This is a genomic window from Halioglobus maricola (genome assembly GCF_009388985.1).
Taxonomy (GTDB): domain Bacteria; phylum Pseudomonadota; class Gammaproteobacteria; order Pseudomonadales; family Halieaceae; genus Halioglobus; species Halioglobus maricola.
Map to the genome: position 1 here is coordinate 2,411,954 of NZ_CP036422.1, position 19,221 is coordinate 2,431,174.

Below are 19,221 nucleotides of genomic sequence, written 5' to 3' on the forward strand. Positions count from 1 at the left end.
TCAGGCCTCCCCGGATTTCAGGTTATTGAGAAAAGGCTCAAAGCCGCTGGGGCCCAGCCAGTACTTGACGAGATAATCCAGGCCACGAGTGGTCAGGGTGGCGCCCGCGAGGCCATCCACCTTGTACTCGACGCCAGAGGATGAGGGGTCAACCGCACCCTTGACGATAGTCAGCTCAACCTCGCCATCGACATATACCTGTTTGCCAGGCCACAGGCCTTTCCAGCGCGGGTTATCCACCTCACCGCCGAGCCCAGGTGTCTCTTTATGCTCGTAGAAGCCCAAGCCGGCGACCGTATTCATGTCACCTTCAAGAGCCACAAAGCCGTACAGAGTACCCCAAAGGCCATAGCCACGAATGGGCAGAATCACCTTCTCGAGACCGCCATTGTCTTCCACCAGGTAGACCAGAGCGTAGTGTTCCTTGCGCAGGATCTTGGCGGGATCTTCATCGCCGCTCAACTTATCGGACAACGCAGGATCCTTGGTCGCCTTGCGTTGATCGAAGCTGGCCGCATCCACGTCGGTAGTGAACTTACCAGTGCGAAGATCTACGGCGCGCGTGGTGATCGACTCGAATTGCTCGTCAATGCTGCGGCCCTCTTCGAGGATACCCGCTGCAGCGAGAATATTGCGTTTCTTGTCGAGCTCGACGTTGGCGATCTGCGCCGGCTTCAGAATCACCGCAGCAGTAGAGACGATCACCGAACAGACGATGCAGAGGGAGAACGCAACAATCAGCGTCTTCTTGATACTGTCATTACTAGACACGAGCAAGCCTCCTCTTGATGTTGGCCTGGATTACAAAATTATCCATCAGGGGCGCGAACAGGTTGGCGAACAGAATCGCCAGCATAATACCCTCGGGGAACGCAGGATTAACGACGCGGATAAGCACCGTCATCAGGCCGATCAGGATGCCGAAGGCCCATTTGCCGGAATTCGTCATGGCAGCAGAAACAGGGTCGGTAGCCATAAAGAACATACCGAAAGCGAAACCGCCTGTGACCAGATGCCAGTACCAGGGCATGGCAAAGGCCGGGTTGCTGTCCGAGCCGATCATGTTGAACAGGCTGGCCATGGCAACCATGCCCAGCATGACGCCGGTAACAATGCGCCAGGAGGCAATGCGGGAAAGCAACAGGATCAAGCCACCTATAGCGACAGCCAGGGTCGATGTCTCACCGATGGAGCCAGGAATACCGCCAATAAAGGCTTCCATCCAGGTCATCTGTTGCTGCAGTGCAGCCATCCCATCAGCGGCAACCACGGACAGTGGCGTTGCTGCGGTGTAACCGTCAACCGCAACCCATACTGCATCGCCGGACATCTGGGCCGGGTAAGCGAAGTACAGGAAAGCGCGACCGGTCAGGGCCGGATTGAGGAAATTTTTGCCGGTACCGCCGAACACTTCCTTGCCAATCACCACACCGAAGCTGATACCCAGTGCAACCTGCCACAGGGGAATATCCGGCGGGCAGATCAGGGCGAACAGGATGGAGGTAACGAAGAAACCCTCGTTAACCTCGTGGCCCCGCTTCATCGCAAACAGGACTTCCCAGAAACCGCCGACAACAAACGTCACCGCATAAATAGGTAGAAAGAATACCGCGCCATACCAGAAACAGTGCCATAGGCTGGAGGCATCGTAGCCGCCTAGCAGTTCGATGAGCCAGCCGCGCCAGCCCTCAACTGCCATCCCGGCTTCCATTACGCCGGTAGCCTGGAAACCCAGGTTATACATGCCGTAGAACATGGCCGGGAAGGCCGCGAACCAGACAGTGATCATCATACGCTTGAGGTCAATACCGTCGCGTACATGGGCGGTAGACTTGGTTACGCTGCCCGGGGAATAAAAAATGGTGTCTGCCGCTTCATAAAGGGCGTACCAGTTCTGGAACCTGCCCCCTTCGGTGAAGTGGTGCTCCATATCGTCAAGAATCTTGCGCAATCCCACGACTTAACCCTCCTTCTCAATGCGCGTCAGGTTATCCCGAAGGATAGGACCGTACTCGTACTTGCCCGCACACACATAAGTGCACAGGGCCAGATCTTCCTCTTCCAGTTCGAGGCAGCCCAAAGCCTGGGCCGATTCGGTATCGCCTACGATCAGGGAACGCAGCAACTGGGTGGGAAGGATGTCCAGGGGCATAATCGTTTCATACTGCCCCACCGGTACCATGGCGCGTTCGGAACCGTTGGTGTTCGTTGTCATAGCCAGCGGCTTCACACCAAAGAAACTGGACAGATAGATGCCCAGGCTCGAATGGCGGCTTGCACCTGGGCTCAGCCAGCCCATGAAATCTCTCTGGCGGCCTTCCAGCAGCACGCTTACCTGATTGTGGTAGCGACCGAGGTAGGCAGTACCGGAGGCAACACCGCGCCCGCCGAGTACCGATCCGGAAATAATACGGTTTTCACCGTCTTTGACTTCGCCAGCGCACAATGCCTGCAGATCAACCCCGAGGCGAGTGCGCAGAAGACGAGGATTCTCGACCTGAGGGCCACCCAGGGAGATCACGCGATCAGTGTATACCTTGCCGTCAAGGAACAGCCGGCCCAGGGCAATAACGTCCTGATAGCCGATTTGCCATACCGCCTTGCGATTGCTGGCACCTTCAAGAAAATGAATATGGGTTCCGGGCAGACCGGCAGGATGCGGGCCGTCAAATTGGGCATACTGAATATTGCCCGCCGAACCAAGCGGCAGAGACACGTCGGCGGCGGCACAAACATACACCTTGCCGTCGGTCAGTTTGGCCAACAGTTCCTGGCCGAGCGTAAACGCTTCGCCCTGGGTGTTGATAATGACGGTCGGGTCAGCTGCCAGCGGATGGGTATCCATGGCGGTGATAAAAATCGCCGCGGCCTCGCTGTCAACAGCGGGCACCCTGCTGAAAGGCCGTGTCCGCAGCGCCGTCCAAAGACCGCTCTCCAGGAGTTGGGCGCGAATCGCACTGGCGTCCAGATTGGCCGCGTCTGCCGCGCTGTAGCTGCCAAAGGTCTCTGCATCGTCACCGTCTACGTCGATGACCACCGACTGCAACACCCGCTTGGCGCCACGATTGATGGCGGATACGACACCGGAAGCCGGTGCGGTGTAGCGCACGCCTTCGGACTTCTTGTCGGTAAACAGCAGCTGGCCGAGCTTGACCCGGTCGCCTTCCTGCACCTCCATGGTGGGCTTCATACCAACATAGTCGAAGCCGACCAGCGCCACGGCGCGGGCTGCAGGTGCATCTTCAATAACTTGCTGGGGAGCTCCCTGGATAGGGATATCCATGCCCCGCTTGATCTTGATCATACGATCTGCCTATGAATCTAGTGTGTGGATAGGCCGGGACAATCCTTAGAAAACCTAGTAATCACTTAGGTTTCGCAGCATCGCGATACTGCCAGATTTTGCCATGTTGCATGTGCAATTTCTGCCACCTGCCCCTGAGCCGCGCGCATTATAGGTTAAGCGCCTGAAAAAGGCCATACGATCTATGCCAGTTCTTTGATTCTGAAACGTTTTTTGGCGACTTGTTCGACCAATGTCTAATACCAATTTCAGGGGCTAGTGTTGTTTCGGGCCAGCCAACTCCTGCTGGCGCTTGACGATAGCCGACCTGGGACGGGCAGAAACAAAAACGCCCGGGCAGAAACCTGCCCGGGCGCCAAAAGAATGCGAAAGGAATCAGCCTTCTTTGGGATAGACGGCGTAATCGATACCCGCCATTTGCTCCAGAATACGATGCACCTGGCAGGAATAGCCGAATTCGTTGTCGTACCAGAGGTAGAGCACCGCCTGGTTGCCGTTCACGATCGTGGCCTGGGCATCGAAGATGCAGGCGTGGCGCGAGCCGACGAAGTCGGTGGAAACCACTTCCGGTGAGCTGGAGTAGTCAATCTGCTTGCGCAGCATCGAATGCAGCGCCATGTTGCGCATGTACTCGTTCACCTCGTCAGCAGTAGTTTCCGTGTTCAGCGTCAGGTTCAGAATCGCCATGGACACATTCGGGGTCGGCACACGGATCGCATTGCCGGTGAGCATGCCGTTGAGCTTGGGCAGCACTTTGCCCACCGCTTTGGCGGCGCCCGTCTCAGTCAGAACCATGTTAAGCGGCGCAGCGCGACCGCGACGATCACCCTTGTGATAGTTGTCAATCAGGTTCTGGTCATTGGTGAAGGCATGCACGGTCTCGACGTGGCCAGCCTTGATGCCGTACTGATCGTCCATGGCCTTCAGTGGCGGTGCTATAGCGTTGGTCGTACAGGAAGCTGCAGAGATTATCTGGTCAGCGGGGTCGATCACGTCATGGTTGATACCGTGCACGACGTTTTTGAGGTCACCCTTGCCGGGTGCGGTCAGGATCACCTTGCTCACGCCCTTGCTCTTGAGATGCTGGCCGAGGCCGTCTTCGTCGCGCCATACGCCGGTGTTGTCTACCACGATAGCGTTGTTAATACCGTAACTGGTGTAGTCGATGTCAGCAGGATCGTTGGCGTAAATCACCTTGACCTCATTGCCATTGGCAACGAACGACTGACGCTCCTCATCCACACGAATGGTGCCGTCGAAAGCGCCGTGGATGGAATCGCGACGCAGCAGACTGGCACGTTTGACCAGATCGTTGGGAGCCTTGCCCTTGCGCACAACAATGGCGCGCAGGCGCAGGCCAGCACCGCCGTCGGTCTTGTCTATCAGAATTCGGGCCATCAAACGGCCGATGCGACCAAAACCATACAGAACCACGTCCTGCGGCTCTGGCAACGGCTCATCGGAAGAACCGATGTCTGCGGCCACCTCCTGACGAACGTATTCTTCAATTGAAAGGCCCTGGCCCATACCTTTGTCGTAGTAATTGACAGCGATACGGCCAACATCGATGTGCGCGGGGCCGAGGTCCAGCTTGGACAGTTCAGTAATGACCGGGAAAGTTTCGAATTCTGACAATTCGTTTTCTTCAACCTGACGCACATAGCGATGGTCTTTCATCAGCTGTAGCACGGAAGCATTCACCATGGATTTACCATAGATGTAGCACTTCACGTTTTTTTCACGGGAAAGGGTGCCAACCAGGGGAATCATGCCCTCGGCCAGGGCCTCGCGTTCCTTCCAATCGGAAAAGTAATCAGCTGGGCGCTCTCTTTTGCGGTCTGTCACGGTGTGTCGTCCTGCGGTGGATATTGAGGGCGCGTATTATCTGCCTAAGCACTCCTTGATTCAACCGGACGAGTTCGGACATTTTCACGCACTGGAGCCAGCCCACCCCGGCACGCTACAATGCGCGCCCGCAAGCACGAGCTAAGCCCTACACATGTTTACATCCCTGGTCGCCACCACGCCCTGGCCAGAAAAATCGGGCACCCGCACGGCCCTCGGGCCCTTTTACGGCGGTGCTGATGCGCGCTGCGTCGCCGAGCTGGCCTCGCCCGATCGACTGACCATCGTGGTCACCGCAGATACCAGTTCAGCCATCGCACTGGAGCGAGAGCTACCGTTCTACCTGGACCAGGAGCTGGATATCCTGGCCTTCCCCGACTGGGAAACGCTGCCATACGACAATTTTTCGCCCCACCAGGACATTATTTCCGAGCGTCTCCACACGCTGCACACCCTGCCGCGGACCCGGTCGGGCATTCTGATTGTGCCGGTGCCAACGCTGATGCACCGCCTGCCACCGACCCACTACGTGGCAGGCTCCAGCCTGGTGCTGGAAGAAAACCAGCAGATCGATATCGACAGTTTCCGCCGCGATCTCGAGCGCAATGGCTACCGCAATGTGGACACTGTGTTCGAACATGGTGAGTTTGCCCTGCGCGGCTCGCTGTTCGACATTTTCCCCATGGGCAGCCCCCTGCCCTACCGAATTGACCTGCTGGACGACGAGGTCGACACGCTGCGTACCTTTGACCCGGAGAATCAGCGCACCGTAGAAAAGGTCAGTTCCATCAATTTACTGCCCGCCCGTGAATACCCACTGGACAACCGCGGCATTGGCCGCTTCCAGCTCAATTGGTATGACGCCTTCGATGTCGATCACGACGCCTGCCCCACCTACGTGGAAGTGAGCGCCGGACGCAGCCCCGGTGGCTGCGAATACTATCTGCCGCTGTTTTTTGACGAGTGCGCGACGCTGTTCGACTACCTGCCCAAAGACGCAGCGATTGTCACCATCGGCGATCACGCGGGCGCCGCCAACCATTTCTGGCAGGAAGTGGGCACCAGGTTTGAAGAGTACGGTATCGACCCGCGCCGCCCACTGCTGCCGCCTGCCCGCGGGTTTGTCCCGGTTGACGAATTTTACGGCGCCCTGAAGGGCTTTCCTGTACTGGAACTGCGCCACAATCCCGACGCCCCGGTACACGCGTCCACAGGCGTGCTGCCGCCGCCGGATTTGTCCACCGACCAGACGGTAACCTCTGCGGCCCAGGGTCTGGCCACCTTTATCGAAAGCCATGCGGCCCCGGTGCTGCTGTGCGCGGAATCCGCTGGCCGGCGCGAGATCCTGCTGCAATCACTCAAAGACCTGGGCCTGAAGCCGCCTGAGGTGAGTAACTGGCACGATTTCATTAGCTCGGGATTCGAATTCGCGATAGCCACGGCACCGCTGGACCGCGGCCTCTATCAGGGCCCCGGCGAACCGACCCTGATCAGTGAATCGCAGCTGTTCGGCAACAGGGTCGCCCAGCGACGGCGCCGCAAGGCGACCTCGGAGAGCGCGGTAGCCAATGCTTTCCGTGATATCAATGAGTTGCGCGAGGGAGTGCCGGTAGTCCACCTGGAGCACGGTGTAGGTCGCTATGTCGGCCTGCAGACTCTTGAGGTAGACGGCCAGCAGGCAGAATTTCTCACGCTCGAGTACAACAAGGGTTCCAAGCTCTATGTGCCAGTAGCCTCACTCCATCTGATCAGTCGCTACGCCGGTGCCGATCCTGATGCCGCGCCGCTGCACACCCTGGGTTCTGAGCAGTGGGACAAGGCTCGCCGCAAAGCAAGCGAGCGCGCCAATGACATCGCCGCACAGCTGCTTGAGGTCTATGCCCGCCGCGAGGCACGCAAGGGCTATAAGTTTGAGTGCGATCCCATCGCCTACGACAAGTTTTCTGCCGCGTTCCCGTTTGAGGAAACGCCCGACCAGGAACAGGCCATCAAGGCGGTGGTCGACGACATGTGCAGCCCCCGGGTCATGGACCGGCTGGTCTGCGGTGATGTTGGCTTTGGCAAGACCGAAGTCGCCATGCGCGCGGCCTTTATCGCCAGTCAGAGCAAAAAGCAGGTTGCGGTACTTGTGCCAACCACCCTGCTCGCGCAACAACACCACGCTTCCTTCTGCGACCGCTTTGCCGATTGGCCGGTCAACATCGAGGTGGTATCGCGTTTTAAGACCGCTGCCGACATCAAGGCCGTGAGCCAGCGCATTGCCGAGGGTAAGGTCGACATTCTGGTCGGCACCCACAAGCTGCTGCAATCGGATTTCAAGTTCTCCGACCTCGGCCTGCTGATCATCGACGAGGAACATCGCTTCGGGGTAAAGCAGAAAGAAACCATTAAGGCGCTGCGCTCAGAGGTGGACATCCTCACACTCACCGCGACGCCAATTCCGCGTACCCTCAATATGGCCCTTGGGGGCATGCGCGATCTCTCGATCATCGCCACTCCACCAGCCAGGCGTCTGTCGATTAAGACCTTTATCCGTGAGCATAATATTGCACTCATCAAGGAAGCAGTGCTGCGCGAGACGCTCCGGGGTGGCCAGGTGTACTACCTGCACAATGAAGTAAAATCGATCGAGGAAAGCGCCCGCAAACTGCAGGAACTGCTGCCGGAATTAAATATCGGAGTGGCCCATGGCCAACTGCGGGAGACAGAACTGGAGCAGGTAATGTCGTCGTTTTACCACCAGCGACATCACATCCTGTTATGTACCACCATCATCGAGACAGGGATCGACATTCCCAACGCGAATACGATCATCATCGAGCGCGCTGACAAGTTCGGTCTGGCCCAACTGCACCAGCTGCGCGGTCGTGTAGGCAGATCTCACCACCAGGCCTATGCCTATCTTCTCACCCCACCGCGCTCAGCCATTACCGCGGACGCAGGAAAACGCCTGGAAGCCATCGAAGCCGCCGGCGATCTCGGTGCCGGCTATCTGCTGGCTACTCACGACCTCGAGATTCGCGGCGCCGGGGAACTGCTGGGCGACGAGCAAAGTGGCCAGATCCACAGTGTGGGTTTTGCGCTCTACATGGACATGCTGGAACGCGCAGTGGCCGCCCTAAAGCGCGGTGACATTCCCGACATCGACGCACCGCTTGACGCCGGCACAGAGGTTAATCTGCACATACCGGCACTCATCCCAGAGGATTACCTGCCGGACGTAAACACCCGCCTGGTGCTGTACAAGCGAATTGCCGCTGCCGCCGACGAAGACCAGTTGCGCGAACTGCAAGTGGAGATGATCGATCGATTTGGCCTGCTACCGGAACAAGTAGGCAACCTGTTCGAGACCTCGCGCGTGCGCTTGCTGGCACAGAAGCTGGGCATCAAGGCCATTGAAGCAGGCCCCGGTGGTGGTAGTATCGACTTCAAGGAAAGCACCCGGGTGGATCCCCTGGCACTGGTCAAACTGGTTCAGTCAGATCCGCGCGGCTACAAGCTGGCCGGCGCCACTCGCCTGCGTTTTGAACGCGAGTTGCCGGATCCGCTAGAACGCCAGCAGTTTGTCGAAAATTTGCTGGAGACATTTACTACCGACGCCAAGGATACAGCCGCCTGATGCCGCTCGCGCCACGCCCATTGAGAACCGCCCTCGCTGCACTCTGCCTGCTTTCCACAACCGCTCACGCCAACGAGCGCTGGTATCAGGTTGAATTGCTCGTATTCAGTCACGAGACATCCAATTCTGTAGAACAGTGGGATCCGCTGCCAGAGCTCAGCTACCCCACCAGCGGCCGCTTCCTGGTATACCCGGTGCAAGTTGAATCAAGGTTGCAGGAATTTCCCGGCGAGAGTGAAATCAACGAATTCGGTCGCCAACTTATTGTGATGCCTCCGGAGGTTGCGCCGGATGCCTCTGCTCAGCCCACCGACGAAACTGTCACTCCAGATACCTCTGAGGCCGCACAGACAGCGTCCGCAGAGGTCGAAGCAGCTGAGCAACTCTACCCGACGCCGTTCGTCGCCCTGCCCCATCGCCAGCGCGAATTTCACGGTAAATCAGCGTACATGCAGCGCACAGGTAAATACCGCACCCTGTTCCATGAATCCTGGGTGCAGCCAATGCAGGCGGAAGGCAGCGCCGTCCCTCTGGTGTTGGACGCCTCGGGTGACATTCAGAACTGGCCGCGCCTGCAAGGTACGGTGAAACTCCACATCGCACGCTACCTGCACATCGAGACTAACCTGTGGCTGAATACCTCGGGCGACTACCTGCCGGGAGAATGGCGTATGCCGGCTCCACCGCTGGGACCCGCCTCACTGATCGTGGAACACCCTGAACCCTCACTGCCGGAAGAACCCGAACCGTACTACGTTAATCAAGTGTCGTTCGACGAGCCGGGCACAGCCGATGATCCCAATTCCCTGTCTGACGCAGCGGAAGACCTGGGCCCGGTCTATCCATGGCGCCATGCGGTCGCACTGCAACAGGCGCGCCGCATGCGCAGCAACGAGGTGCACTACATCGATCATCCACTAATGGGCGTGGTCATCAAGTTCACGCCGCTGGATGATGAGGAGTTACATGATATGGGATTGGCTGAAGCGGAAGCCACGGCGGCAAAAGCCGCAAAGCCTTAGAATTGACGTGACAGCGTTGCAATAAGGCCGGCAACGACCCCGGCTTCTCGCTCTAGCGTTGCGCGCATCATCTCCAGCGTAAGCGGTTCGTCTCCCAGACCCGCCGCCGCGTTGACCACCATGCAAATGCTGGCATAGGCCAGGCCCAGCTCGCGGGCCAGGGAGGCTTCCGGCATCCCGGTCATGCCAACAACATCGCAGCCGTCCCGTGCCATACGTCGGATTTCCGCCGCCGTTTCCAGCCTTGGCCCCTGCATGACACCGTGTACACCTTGAGTCTCACAATCCAACGCCAGTTTTCCAGCGGCCGCCACCACAGCTGCACGCAAACCTGCATCGTAAGGCTCAGTAAAATCGATATGCATCAGCTCGCCGCTGTCACCGGTATCGAAGGTGTGCTCTCGGCCCCAGGTATAGTCGATTACCTGGTCGGGAAGCATCAGGCGACCAGGACGCATGGCCGGCGCAATACCGCCGACAGCGTTCACGCCAACGACATGGGTAGCACCCAGCTTTCTGAGCGCCCATAAGTTGGCCCGATAGTTGACCCGATGTGGCGGAATGGCGCGCGGGCTGCCATGGCGATGAAGGAAAAAAAGGGTAACGTCGCCCAAACGGCCTTCCTGCACGGGGCGTGAAGGTTCACCAAAAGGCGTCTCAACCGCATGGCTGTCCACAATTTCAAGGCCCTTGAGTTGATCCAGACCGGTGCCACCGACGACTGCCAGAGTCTTCAAGATTGCTCCTCTGGTGCCGCTTGTTCCAGATGCAGGGTCTGGGTCGGGAATGCGACATCAGCGCCGTTGACATGGATAATCTCGAGAATCTTCAGCATGACATCCTGCTTGATCTCATGAAACGTGACCCAGTCTGTCGTCTTGGTGAACGTATAGACGAAGAAATCCAGCGAGGACGGTCCGAAGGAAACGAAATTTACGATAAGCGTACGCGACATATCCAGGTCGGGGTGATTGCGCAGCATCTCTTTCACCTGAGTGACGACTGGCCCCATCAATGCGGAATCTTCATAGCGCAGGCCGATGGTTTCGTAGATACGACGATTCAGCATGCGCGAAGGGTTTTCCACGGAGATCTGGAGGAAAGTCGAATTCGGCACATAGAGTGGCCGCTGGTCGAAGGTGCGAATACGGGTGAGTCGCCAGCCAATGTCCTCAACGGTGCCCTCTATGCTCTTGTCCGGAGATCGGATCCAGTCGCCGGCAGTGAACGGGCGATCCAGGTACACACTGAGCCCGCCGAAAAAGTTTGCCAGTAAATCTTTTGCTGCGAAGCCCACGGCGATGCCACCGATGCCGCCAAAGGCCAGTAAACCTGAAATAGACACACCCAGGCTCTGGAGGATCATCAAGCCCGCGGATACCCACAGTACAAATCGCGCGAGCTTGGCGACTGCATGGACCGTCGCCTTGTCGGCGGATTTCCGTGAACCGCGTTTCTCGCAGAGCAATTCTTCTTCAACACCCTTGATGACGCGCTGCAGAAACCAGGCCAGCAGCACCACGAGCGCCGTGTCGTAGGCCTTGAGGAGAAAAGCCTGCAGGGCGTCTGCTACCGGGTAGATTTCCAGGGTCAGGTACATCACCAGCACCCACAGAATAACCCGCACAGGCTGGGCGAGTGCAGTTACCACAACATCATCCCAGTTGTGCTCCGTGACGCTGGCGGCGTGGTGCAGCTTGCGCACGATCGCACCGAGCGCGAGATGAGCTGCACAGGCCAATGCCAGCAGAAGCAGCAGCGCCAGCAATTGCCCTTCGATACCGAGGGTTAATGCCAGGCTGTCAAATTGCGAGCCAAGTCCTTTCATAAGCAATTTTTAGACGATTTTTTCATGTGCAAGATATGTGGTTAGTTCTGAAACGATATATAAATCTGGGGCAGAGATTAAGTCATCTCTTGAAGTCTAGCGCAACTGATTGATACGTTTCGAAAAGAATTTCGTTGGCACTAAAGAGAATTTCTACCCCTGTTTTTATAGCCTTTTCACATAATGGACAGCCTTTCCCAGCGTGATATGTTGGTCTGCCATGACCGTCACTACCGGAGGAAAACCGGATGAAAATGCTTAGCCCCGTTGTCGGCGGCTGGTACAAGGACCTTCAGACCAGCGCCCTGTTCGAGGTGGTGGACTGGGACCCCAGTACCCTGACTATAGAAACCCAATACCTGGACGGCGAAGTCTCCGAATACGACCTGGACGCCTGGCGAGAAATGCGCCTTGAAAGCGCCGAAGCCCCCGAAGACTGGCGCACAGCCTTCGAACTTGATGACGAAGACTTATTGGACCCGGACCTGCCCATGCACCCCGAGGATTGGAACAGCCCTATCAATGTGATCGAGCCCGACGCCATGTATGGCGTGGAGGATTTTTAGCCGCAACTGAAAAGTGCAAAGACTCCTTGCGGCCGCCAGTTCTGACAGCCTTCGGAGCATTGTGTGTATAACGCAGAGCTGCCGCAGATCTACCGCGGGGATCCAGCCCATCAGGGAACACCCGCATAGACTGATCAACATAGGGAAAAGCGCGCGCCATTTCCGCCCATATCTCACGAACAAGATTGCGAACCTCAGGCCATTGGGGCGCGTAACTGATGGCATTTTTCTTGTCCGGACTGTTGATCACGTTCACTCATTCCCCGCAATAGATTCCAAATTTCACTATCCATTACAAGGCGCAAGCCAAACAGGACCGATCGCGCCGCTATCATGTCTGTTCACGCCAAGGCCCTGTTTGCGACGCGACACCGAATCTGTATATAATCACAGTACCTGTATAAATAAACAGATAGGGCACACATGGAAAAGCTCACCAATCGGCAGCAACAGGTGCTGGATATTATCCGCGCACACATCAGCGACACAGGCTTCCCCCCTACTCGGGCCGACATAGCCCGCGAACTGGGTTTCAAGTCCGCCAACGCTGCCGAGGAACACCTCAAGGCACTGGCGCGCAAAGGCGCTATCGAAATCATTCCTGGCGCATCCAGAGGCATCAAGCTTCCCGACACCCAGGGCATCCCGATCGTCGGCCGCGTGGCTGCGGGCAACCCGGTTCTCGCCGAGGAAAATATCGAGGAATACTGCGACCTGCCCCCGCAGTTCTTCAAACCGGCCGCTGACTATTTCCTGCGAGTTACCGGTGACAGCATGATCGACATCGGTATCTTCGACGGCGACCTGCTCGCGGTGCATAGCACCCCGGTGGCGAACAACGGCGATATTGTCGTGGCTCGCATCGAAGATGAAGTCACGGTAAAAAGGCTTCAGCGCGGCGGTGACAAGCACCAGTTGGAGCTACTGCCAGAGAACCCGGATTTCGAACCGATTAAAGTAGATTTGCGCGAGCAGGCCTTTGCTATTGAAGGGCTCAGCGTGGGTGTATTGCGCCGGGGCAACTAAGCGCGAGGATAATCGACAGCGGGAGGGGCTTCGACAGGCCCCTTTCAGGGCTTGCAGGGGGCCGGCATCTTACCCCGGCGAATTTTAAATCGAGCCTGTCAGTGCAGGACGCGAGGTGCCTCTGGCTCAGCGTAAGCTTCGGCGTCTGCCTCTGCTTCATTCTGTTCCATAAGGTTGGACGCGGCCTGAATACCAGCCTGAATCATGGCCTTTGCCACTTCCAGTCCGTTATCCATCAGATACATGCGCGATTCGTCGGAGAACTGTATGGTCACCAGCGGAGCGGAGTCATCGTCAGCGCGTTGCAGAACGATTTCACCATCACCCAGATCGACAATCTCCAGTAAGGATGCAGACACTCAATAGACCTCTGTTGTTGAGAACATTTTGCGAACATGTCGCTAAAACTGCACCTCAATCATAACAGCAGGCCCCAGCACTCGATAGCACTTATTCTCATAATTGTTGTGACGCGGTGCTCAGTACTCGTCGAGAGAATCGCCCATACGATCAAACAATTGTTGCAAAAGATTTGCCCAGGTTTCGACCTGCTCAGGGCCGGACTCTACTGCGGACACGGCGAGGTTGTTCGGCGATAAAGCCTGCACTGGCATGGTGTCGGCAGCGAGCATCTCCCCTATCCAGCCGTCTTGTTCCAGGTGTTGAAACTCACGAAGTTCGCCAGCGATCGCCTTGCCCTCGGCTATCTCGGGCAGCTCAGCAAGGCTTTGCGGTGGTGAGGAAGGAAGCGCTCCCGGACGCGCTATCTCCAGGAGAAACCAGCCGTAGGCATTGGCCAGATGCGCCCGGGTAGCAGGAAGGTAAGCACTGGCCAGGGTTTTGCCCGCTACCGTTTCGGCAGCGAGGTCGCCGCGCCAGGCCTGGAGCAGAATCCGGGCCAGATACAGCGACTGGTTTGCCCGCCCCCGCGCAGAGCTCACTTCTTTTTAGCCCTGCTCTTACTCTGCTCGACGTCCCACTTACCACCGCGATAAAACGCTTTCCAGCCAGTGGCTTTACCGTCTTTCTCGGTCATCACGTACTGCTCTTTGGTCTTGCGGCTATAACGCACCTGGACACGATTGCCGTCGTCGTCTTCAGTGGGCGCAGAGAAGATGAACTTATATTTGGGATCGATCTCTGCCTTGTGCGGCAGCAGCTCGTCCACGAATGGTGCCCTGGTTTCACGATTGCGCGGGAAACCACTGGCGGCAAGAAACATACCGGCGGCGCCATCGCGGAGCACATAGGTGTCATCCACTTTCTCACAAGCCAGTTCCGGCATGGGTACCGGGTCCATTTTGGGTGGTGCAGGCTCGCCGCTGCGCAACAATTTACGCGTGTTTTTGCAATCCTCGTTAGTACAGCCGAAGTACTTGCCGAAGCGGCCATTCTTGAGCTGCATCTCGCTGCCACACTTGTCGCACTCAAGTGTCGGGCCTTCATAGCCCTTGATCTTGAACTTGCCGAACTCCACTTCGAAGCCATCGCAATCGGGGTTGTTGCCGCACACATGCAGCTTGCGGTCCTCGTCGATCAGGTAGCTGTCCATGGCCGCGTTACATTTCGCGCAGCGATGCCGTTCCAGCAATTGGCGAGATTCGGCCTCGTCGTCCGCATCTTCGCGAATGGCCTCGTCGCCAGACGTCAGGTTGATCGTATTCTTGCAGCGCTCCTTGGGGGGTAAGGCATAACCAGAACAACCGAGGAAGACACCAGTACTGGCAGTGCGGATCTGCATCGGCCGTGCGCACTTGCTGCACTCAATGTCAGTCATGGTGGGTTCGTTGGGCTGCATGCCTACCGGCTCGGGCTCGCCGGCCTTCTCCAGCAGCTCACTGAACTCGGCGTAAAACGCATCAAGCAGGTCACGCCAGTCGCGTTTTCCTTCCGCAACGTCGTCCAGCCGCTCTTCCATGCTCGCGGTAAAACCGTAGTCCAACAGTTCTGTAAAGCTCTTCTGCAGACGCTGGGTTACCACGTCGCCCATTTTCTCCGCGTAGAAGCGCTTGTTCTCCAGCCGGACATACCCGCGGTCCTGGATAGTGGAAATAATGGATGCGTAGGTAGAGGGGCGGCCAATGCCGCGCTTCTCAAGTTCACGCACCAGGCTCGCCTCGCCGTAGCGCGGCGTGGGTTTGGTGAAGTGCTGGGCCGGGTCGAGCTTCTTCAGGCCAAGATCATCCCCTTCCTTGAGGTCGGGCAACACGGTGTCGTCGCCCTTGCGCGCTGCCGGTGCCTGCACCCGGGTGTAGCCATCAAAGCGAATGATTCGGCCTTTGGCGGTCAACTCATAGTCGCCCGCTGCAGCGGTCACAGTGGTAGCCGTGTATTCCGCCGCGGGCATCTGGCCTGCCACAAACTGGCGCCAGATCAACTCGTACAAGCGCTCTGCATCGCGCTCCATACCCTTGAGGGCGGTTTGGGGCACGTTCACGTCTGAGGGACGAATCGCCTCGTGCGCCTCCTGGGCACCCTCTTTCGAGGAATACAGGTTGGGCGATTCAGGCAGATAGCTGGGCGGGAAATTGTCGCCGATGTAGCCACGACAGGCAGACACCGCTTCCGCACTCAGATTGGTAGAGTCGGTACGCATGTAGGTGATGTAGCCTGCTTCATAAAGGCGCTGGGCCAGCATCATGGTTTTCTTGACCGAAAAGCCCAGCCGCGTGCTCGCCGCCTGCTGCAGGGTCGAGGTAATGTAGGGCGCTGGAGGCTTGGAACGGGTAGGTTTGTCCTCGCGCTTGCTCACAGCGTAAGGCAGGTTCTCAAGTTCGGCGGCCGCAGCCATTGCCGTCGTCTCATCACCGGGGCGGAAATTCTCGCCCTTGTGCTTCTTGACCTGGAACCTCACCTCGGAGTCGCCGCCTGTGTCTAGATCGGCGTGAATTTCCCAGTATTCTTCCGGAACGAAGGCATGGATCTCACGCTCTCGCTCCACAATCAGACGCACAGCTACTGACTGCACGCGGCCGGCGGAAAGCCCGCGCGCCACTTTCGACCACAGCAGCGGCGACACCATGTAACCCACAACGCGGTCGAGGAAACGGCGCGCCTGCTGGGCATTGACCCGGTCAGTATCAAGTACTGCCGGCTCATGGAACGCTTCGGTAATCGCTTTTTTGGTGATCTCGTTGAACACAACACGCTGATAGCGGCTGTCGTCTCCACCAATCGCTTCCCGCAGGTGCCAGGCGATCGCCTCCCCCTCGCGGTCGAGGTCGGTCGCGAGGTAGATGGCATCTGAATCTTCGGCCAGTTTCCTCAGTTCATTAACCACCTTTTCTTTGCCGGGGAGCACCTGGTAATTAGCGTCCCAGCCGTTTTCGGGGTCAATACCCATACGGCGGATCAGCTGCTCCCGGGCTTTCTTCTTTTTATGGGCAGCTTTCTCCTCGGGCGCCATTTTGCGAGTAATGGCGGCCTGGGCAGCGCGTTCCTTGGGATCGACTTTGCCGGTCGAACTACCCGCTGTGGGCAAGTCGCGAATATGCCCGACGCTGGATTTGACCACAAAGTCTTTGCCCAGATACTTGTTGATTGTCTTCGCCTTGGCTGGCGACTCGACGATTACGAGTGATTTTCCCATTGGATCCTGCTGTCATTGGGTGCCGGTAGTGGCGCCAAAAAGGGGCATATATAAGGCCACGACAGGGAGCGGTCAAGAAAAATCGTGTTTTGGATGTTCTGTAAATCCGGTCACAAGCGTCTCGGACCAGGCCTCCAGTGCCCCCAGAATCTGCTGTACATCGGCTTCCTCTCCCGGCTCCAGCCAATATACACCGCAGCTGCCCTCCTCCTGGCTAAGCGCCAGTATTTCCGCGGGTAACAGCTCGATACAGGCAGGCGCAGGAAGATGATGACCCACGCCATAGAAGCCCTCGTCGCGGATGCGCCAGGCCAGCCTCGCGCGGGGTTCGCCGCGCGACGGCGGCAGTCGTTTGCCGTAATAAATAATTTGTTCCGGCCGTCGTGTCCCGCCCATGGGGGCTCGCTCACTGCCCGGCAAGTCGCGAAATTCAACAAACAGGCCGTGCACCGCGGCAAATTCACGCAGGCCGGAGACCTGTCGCTGTCGTTTGGTGGGAACAAAATGCGTGAGCGGCGCAAGAGCCACAGCGACAATGAAAATGATGAGAAACAGTTCCAACAATAGATACCTGACACAAATCAAACATAGGTTGCAGACAGCGTTGCACCCCGTTGTCCGGCGCCCATTCTATGCTATAAATAGAAGCATACTAAATGCGCGAATATGGGGAGTGAGTTATGTCGCAATACTCAAAAGTGGTCGTCGCTGTCGACCTCAGCGAAGAATCGGAACTGGTAGCCGCCAGAGCACGAGCCATAGCGGCAGGTGCCGGCTGCGAACTTCATCTTGTGCATGTGATCGAACCGCTGAGTTTTGCTTACGGTGTCGACATTCCCATGGACTTCTCCGGCCTTCAAGACGAGATTCAGGAACAGGCAACCAAACAACTCCGCCAGTTTGCCGACAATAATGGCATTGATGCCGACCACCAGCATATTTTGCTGGGCCGCCCTGAAGTCGAGATTCACACAATCGCGGAACAGGTTGGTGCGGACCTGATCGTGGTCGGCAGCCACGGGCGCTACGGCCTCGCCCTGCTCATGGGCTCAACGGCCAACGGCGTGCTTCACGGCGCCTCCTGCGATGTCCTTGCAGTTCGCGTGGGTTCCTAGGGAATTCCTTTCAAGGCTTTAAAAACGCCGCCAGCATCTCCTGGTCGAAAGGCCAGTTCAGCTCTGCGCCGTCCTCTCGGCGCAATACCGGTATGGTCGTGCCGTAACGCTCGAACAGTTCGTCCGACTCGCTGATATCCACATGTTCGAACGCCATGCCTCTCTGCGCGAGCAGTGCCTCTGCCAATTCACACAAATGACAGGCGGATGTCCCGAAAAGAGTTACCATTCATTAATCCCCATTGTCTCGACCAGTTCCGGCCTCTATGATGACCGCCCGATGACGCCCCGCTCCGGGACTTGATGACCACTGAGCTGGAGCGGTACCATACCCATCAGGTACAAAAATTCATACTAATATCGCCTAGGTGATCTAATAGAGGGAGCAGTAACTTTGGCTCTATTTTCGCAACCTACCGCCCGTGCCCTGGCAATTCTCGATTTGCTGATGGCCAATCCGGACCAGGCCTTTGGCCTCACCGAGATGACTCGCCGGCTCAATCTCAACAAGGCGACTTGTCACGCTATCCTGACCACCATGGCAAATTACGGTTTCCTGGTCCAGCACCCCAAGACCAAGGCCTACCGCCTCGGGCCCTCTATTATAGCGGCGGGCAACGCCGCTTTTGCCCAGTTTCCGGTACTCGAGTATGCCCGCCCTGAGCTCGAAGCCTTGCAGGCAGACCTGGATATCGGCTTCGCTGTAACCGGACGCTCCAAGCAGCATATGATCCTGCTCGCCCTCTACGGACAGGCCTCCGAGCTTATTAATTCATTCCAGCTTGGGCTGCGCCTGCCGAACGATGCGCCTGTCGCCGCAGCCTTTATCGCATTTTCTCCGGCCAAACACCTGGAGGCCTGGCTCACCCGCGCGCACGAGGCCCGCGGCGGCTACAACGAACGCCTGGATCAGAAGCTCAGAGTGTCAGTGATCGGCATACGCGCCCGCGGTTATGAGGTCACTCTCAAGACCAAGGCCGAGACAGAGCTCACCAAAGAGCTATCGCGTATTCACAACTCATGGAGCCTCACCGAGCTCGAAGATGCTGCGCGCAAATACCAGAGCGACATCTGTGAAGAGCAGTACCACCTCGATCGCATCGACCCCAAGACTCGCTACGACGTCTCCACTATTTCAGTACCGGTATTCGTCGAGAACAAGCTCCCGGTAGTGTGTTTCGTCGCTGGCTCTTTCAAAGAACCCCTTACCGGCGCCAAGATCGAAGAGATCGCCGCCCGTATCAAGGAGTCTGCAGACCGGGTCACCGCCCTGGCTGAAAGCTTTAGCTGAGCGAGCACACCTTGAA

Annotated in this window: 17 protein-coding genes; 6 read left to right on the forward strand and 11 right to left on the reverse strand. The window is 57.6% G+C overall.

What is annotated here, in order from left to right; translation table 11 throughout:
* From EY643_RS10980 to EY643_RS10995, 4 genes are all read right to left on the reverse strand, one after another.
* Positions 1-771: a Na(+)-translocating NADH-quinone reductase subunit C gene (locus EY643_RS10980; protein WP_152662245.1), complete on the reverse strand. Its 771-nt coding sequence runs from the start codon at positions 769-771 to the stop codon at positions 1-3.
* Positions 764-1,957 (reverse strand): NADH:ubiquinone reductase (Na(+)-transporting) subunit B, encoded by a 1,194-nt coding sequence (locus EY643_RS10985; protein WP_152662246.1) that lies wholly within the window; start codon positions 1,955-1,957, stop codon positions 764-766. Before EY643_RS10985 ends, EY643_RS10980 begins: the two co-directional genes overlap by 8 nt.
* A gap of 3 nt (positions 1,958-1,960) precedes the next feature.
* Positions 1,961-3,304 (reverse strand): Na(+)-translocating NADH-quinone reductase subunit A, encoded by a 1,344-nt coding sequence (locus tag EY643_RS10990; protein WP_152662247.1) that lies wholly within the window; start codon positions 3,302-3,304, stop codon positions 1,961-1,963.
* A gap of 375 nt (positions 3,305-3,679) precedes the next feature.
* Positions 3,680-5,149: a glyceraldehyde-3-phosphate dehydrogenase gene (locus EY643_RS10995; RefSeq protein WP_152662248.1), complete on the reverse strand. Its 1,470-nt coding sequence runs from the start codon at positions 5,147-5,149 to the stop codon at positions 3,680-3,682.
* 154 nt (positions 5,150-5,303) lie between these two features.
* Here EY643_RS10995 and mfd point away from each other — a divergent pair, with 154 nt between their 5' ends.
* Positions 5,304-8,768: a transcription-repair coupling factor gene (mfd, locus tag EY643_RS11000; protein WP_152662249.1), complete on the forward strand. Its 3,465-nt coding sequence runs from the start codon at positions 5,304-5,306 to the stop codon at positions 8,766-8,768.
* A complete protein-coding gene (locus tag EY643_RS11005; protein ID WP_152662250.1) occupies positions 8,768-9,790 on the forward strand; it encodes a CsiV family protein in 1,023 nt (340 codons plus the stop codon). The genes mfd and EY643_RS11005 overlap by 1 nt, the downstream gene beginning before the upstream one ends.
* Here EY643_RS11005 and EY643_RS11010 read toward each other — a convergent pair.
* Together EY643_RS11010 and EY643_RS19850 are read right to left on the reverse strand one after the other, a co-directional pair.
* The gene (locus EY643_RS11010) at positions 9,787-10,527 is read right to left on the reverse strand and encodes an S-methyl-5'-thioinosine phosphorylase (protein ID WP_152662251.1); all 741 of its coding nucleotides are present in this window, start codon (positions 10,525-10,527) and stop codon (positions 9,787-9,789) included. The two genes, EY643_RS11005 and EY643_RS11010, sit on opposite strands and share 4 nt — an antisense overlap.
* Positions 10,524-11,618 (reverse strand): mechanosensitive ion channel family protein, encoded by a 1,095-nt coding sequence (locus tag EY643_RS19850; RefSeq protein WP_152662252.1) that lies wholly within the window; start codon positions 11,616-11,618, stop codon positions 10,524-10,526. The genes EY643_RS11010 and EY643_RS19850 overlap by 4 nt, the downstream gene beginning before the upstream one ends.
* A 248-nt stretch (positions 11,619-11,866) precedes the next feature.
* Between EY643_RS19850 and EY643_RS11020 the strand changes: the two genes are divergently transcribed.
* Positions 11,867-12,184: a DUF6763 family protein gene (locus EY643_RS11020; RefSeq protein WP_152662253.1), complete on the forward strand. Its 318-nt coding sequence runs from the start codon at positions 11,867-11,869 to the stop codon at positions 12,182-12,184.
* Positions 12,185-12,607: 423 nt separating this feature from the next.
* Complete coding sequence (gene lexA / locus EY643_RS11025) at positions 12,608-13,210, forward strand: transcriptional repressor LexA (RefSeq protein WP_152662254.1); 603 nt, start codon at positions 12,608-12,610, stop codon at positions 13,208-13,210.
* Positions 13,211-13,308: 98 nt separating this feature from the next.
* On the opposite strand, the gene EY643_RS11030 is transcribed toward lexA, so the two are convergent.
* The 4 genes from EY643_RS11030 to EY643_RS11045 form a co-directional block, all read right to left on the reverse strand.
* Positions 13,309-13,569, reverse strand: coding sequence for a hypothetical protein (locus tag EY643_RS11030; protein WP_152662255.1), 261 nt, complete (start codon positions 13,567-13,569; stop codon positions 13,309-13,311).
* A gap of 120 nt (positions 13,570-13,689) precedes the next feature.
* The gene (locus EY643_RS11035; RefSeq protein ID WP_152662256.1) at positions 13,690-14,151 is read right to left on the reverse strand and encodes a DUF6586 family protein; all 462 of its coding nucleotides are present in this window, start codon (positions 14,149-14,151) and stop codon (positions 13,690-13,692) included.
* Entirely contained in the window at positions 14,148-16,799 is a 2,652-nt protein-coding gene (topA, locus tag EY643_RS11040; protein ID WP_152662257.1) for a type I DNA topoisomerase, read from the reverse strand. Before topA ends, EY643_RS11035 begins: the two co-directional genes overlap by 4 nt.
* A gap of 72 nt (positions 16,800-16,871) precedes the next feature.
* Positions 16,872-17,360 (reverse strand): hypothetical protein, encoded by a 489-nt coding sequence (locus tag EY643_RS11045; RefSeq protein WP_205743038.1) that lies wholly within the window; start codon positions 17,358-17,360, stop codon positions 16,872-16,874.
* Between the two features lie 119 nt (positions 17,361-17,479).
* On the opposite strand from EY643_RS11045, the gene EY643_RS11050 reads away from it, so the two are divergent.
* Positions 17,480-17,914 (forward strand): universal stress protein, encoded by a 435-nt coding sequence (locus tag EY643_RS11050; protein ID WP_152662258.1) that lies wholly within the window; start codon positions 17,480-17,482, stop codon positions 17,912-17,914.
* Between the two features lie 10 nt (positions 17,915-17,924).
* On the opposite strand, the gene EY643_RS11055 is transcribed toward EY643_RS11050, so the two are convergent.
* Positions 17,925-18,143, reverse strand: a complete 219-nt coding sequence (locus EY643_RS11055) for a glutaredoxin family protein (RefSeq protein ID WP_152662259.1) — start codon at positions 18,141-18,143, stop codon at positions 17,925-17,927.
* A 165-nt stretch (positions 18,144-18,308) separates the two neighbouring features.
* Between EY643_RS11055 and EY643_RS11060 the strand changes: the two genes are divergently transcribed.
* Positions 18,309-19,205, forward strand: coding sequence for an IclR family transcriptional regulator (locus tag EY643_RS11060; RefSeq protein ID WP_152662260.1), 897 nt, complete (start codon positions 18,309-18,311; stop codon positions 19,203-19,205).
* Positions 19,206-19,221: the final 16 nt, after the last annotated feature.